Source organism: Xanthomonas albilineans, assembly GCF_002939705.1.
GTDB lineage: Bacteria > Pseudomonadota > Gammaproteobacteria > Xanthomonadales > Xanthomonadaceae > Xanthomonas_A > Xanthomonas_A albilineans.
In genome coordinates this window covers 1-2,954 of sequence record NZ_MDCB01000047.1, presented here as the reverse complement: position 1 = coordinate 2,954, position 2,954 = coordinate 1, and the positions used below count along the sequence as shown (strand labels likewise).

1 protein-coding gene is annotated in these 2,954 nt (G+C 65.4%); it reads right to left on the bottom strand.

Annotated features, from left to right (window positions below; translation table 11 throughout):
- On the bottom strand, positions 1-2,954 hold a 2,954-nt coding region (locus XalbCFBP2523_RS15560), incomplete at both ends, for a non-ribosomal peptide synthetase (protein WP_146084132.1).

The window sequence follows — 2,954 nt, the reverse complement described above, 5'->3', positions numbered from 1 at the left end:
ACGCCGCGGTGCAGGAACAGTGCGATGCGATCTTCCGGGCCGATGCCGTGCGCGATCAGGTGATGGGCGAGTTGGTTGGCGCGGGCATCGAGTTCGGCATAGCACAGCGTGCACTGGCCATCGACCACGGCGATGGCCTGCGGCGTGCGTGCGGCCTGCTGCTCGAACACGCTGGGCAGACAGCGCTGGTCGGCGAAGACGCGATGCTCGCGGGCGAGGCGTTGCAGCCATTGCTGGCGCTCGGTGGTGTTGAAGAGCGGCAAGCGCTCCACGCGGCAGTGTTCGTCGGCGACCATGCCGTGCAACACGGCGAAGAAGTGGCGCAGATGGCGCTCGATGGTGCTGCGCTCGAACAGTGCGGTGGCATAGCCGAGCGTACCGACGATGCGGCCATCGTGCGCTTCCAAGGTGAGTTGCAGATCGAATTTGGCTGAGGTATCCGGGTAAACAATCGAGCGCAGCTCCAAACCCGGCAACGTGGGAGTTGCAGTGGGAGTGTTCTGCCAGGTGAGCATGACCTGGAACACCGGGTGCGCGGACAAACTCCGTTCCGGGTTGAGCGCTTCGATCACCTGTTCGAATGGCACGTCCTGGTGATCCTGCGCGGCCAGTGCGGTGACGCGCACCTGCGCCAGCAAGTCGGCGACGGTCGGCGCGCCGCGTAGATCGATGCGCAGTGCCTGGGCATTGACGAAGAACCCGATCAGCGCTTCGAGTTCGCTGCGGGTGCGATTGGCGACGGGTGCGCCGATCACCACCTGGTCTTGACCCGACAGTCGTGACAACAGCACGGCCCAGCCGGCCAGCACGGTCATGAACATGGTGGTGCCATGGCGCTGACTTAAGTGATTCAACGCGTCGGTGAGTTCGGTATCGAGGGTGATGTCGACATGGTCGCCGCGATAGTCCTGTACGGCTGGGCGCTGGTGATCGGCGGGCAGTTCCAGCAGTGCCGGTGCGCCATGCAGGTGCTCACGCCAGAAGCCAAGTTGACGTTGCAGCATTGGTCCATCGAGTACGCGGCGTTGCCACAGGCTGTAGTCGGCGTACTGGATCGGCAGCGGCGGCAGCGGATCGGGTTGACCTTGCACGAAGGCGGCGTACAGTGCACCAAGCTCGCGCAGCAGGATGCCGATGGACCAGCCATCGGAGATGATGTGGTGCATGGTCACCAGCAGGCGATGTCGCTGCTCGGCCAACTGCAACAGGCGACCACGGATCAACGGAGCACGGCTCAGTTCGAAGGGCGTGTTGGTTTCTTGTTCGGCGTGATCTTGCGCGGCGACCTCGGCATCTGGCGTGTGGCGCAGATCCATACACGTCAGGGCAAAGCCGACATCGGCCGGTGCAATCACCTGCGTGGAGCCATCGTCGCTGGCGACGAAGCAGGTGCGCAGGGCTTCGTGGCGGGCGACGATGCGATCCAGTGCCTGTTGCAGCGCGGACACGTTCAGCACGCCATGCAACTCCACGCCGCCGGCGAGCAGGTACGCGCGTGCGGCACGTTGATCGAGCTGCTCCAGGAACCACAGTCGTTGCTGGGCATAGGACAGCGCCAATGGCGCATCGCGGTCGGCTGGCACGATGGCCGGCAGGGTGCTGGCGGCGGCGTTGTCCAGCGCCTTGGCCAGATCGACCAGGCGCGGCTGGGCGAACAAGGCGGCCAGCGGCAGTTCCAGGCCGAACGTGCTGCGGATGCGCGAGATCAGCCGTATACCGAGCAGCGAGTGACCACCGAGGGCGAAGAAGTTGTCGTGACGCCCGACCTGTTCGACGCCGAGTAGCTCGCGGTAGAGATCGGCGAGCTGTGTTTCCAGTTCGCCTTCTGGGGCGAGGTAGGCTTGCGTCGCCAGCGCGTCGGCGTCCGGTGCGGGCAATGCCTTGCGATCCAGCTTGCCATTGGGGGTCAGCGGGAGCCGATCCAACTGTACGTAAGCAGCCGGGACCATGTGCTCGGGCAGACGGGTGGCCAAGGTGGCGCGCAGTTGCTCGGCGCTGGCGACCGCATCAGCGACCACATAGGCGATCAGACGTCTGTCGCCATCGTCCTCGCGCACAATGACCGCCGCCTGCCGCACACCGTCGCAGGCGTGCAGCGCGGCCTGGATTTCGCCCAGTTCGATGCGGAACCCGCGCAGTTTGATCTGCTCGTCGTTGCGGCCCAGATACTCCAGCGTGCCATCGGCGCGCCAGCGCGCCAGATCGCCGCTGCGGTACATGCGCGTACCCGGTTGATCGGCGAACGGATCGGGGATGAAACGTTCGGCGGTCAGTCCTGGGCGATGCAGATAGCCGCGCGCCAGACCCGCACCGGCCACGTACAGTTCACCGGCCACACCGACCGGCAGGCACTGACCATCCGGTCCCAGTACATACGCGCGCAGATCCGCCAGCGGTGCACCGATCGGGCTGTTGCCAGGACGCTGTACATCCTGCGCGGTGAGTGCATGGGCGGTGACGTGTACGGTGGTCTCGGTGATGCCGTACATGTTGAGCAGGGTGGTGCGCTGACCATGCGCGGTGAACCACGCGGACACACTGGCCGGTTGCAAGGCTTCGCCGCCGAAGATCACCAGGCGCAGGTGGTGCTGCAAGTCGCTGTGCTGTTGCGCATCGATCAGCGCCTGGAACGCACTGGGAGTCTGGTTGAGCACGCTGACGCGCTGCTCGCACAGCAGGGTATGGAAGGCGTCGGGATCGCGTGCGGTGTCCTGTGACACCACGACCAGGCGTCCGCCGTGGGCCAGTGCACCCCACAGTTCCCAGACGGAGAAATCGAACGCGCAGGAATGGAACAGGGTCCAGACATCCTCGGCGGTCGGCGCGACGCACGCGCGGGTGGCATGCAACAGGCGCACGACTTGGGCATGGGCGATGACGACGCCCTTGGGGGTGCCGGTGGAACCGGAGGTGTAGATGAGGTAGGCCGGATGTTGCGGCAGCAGATCGGTGCG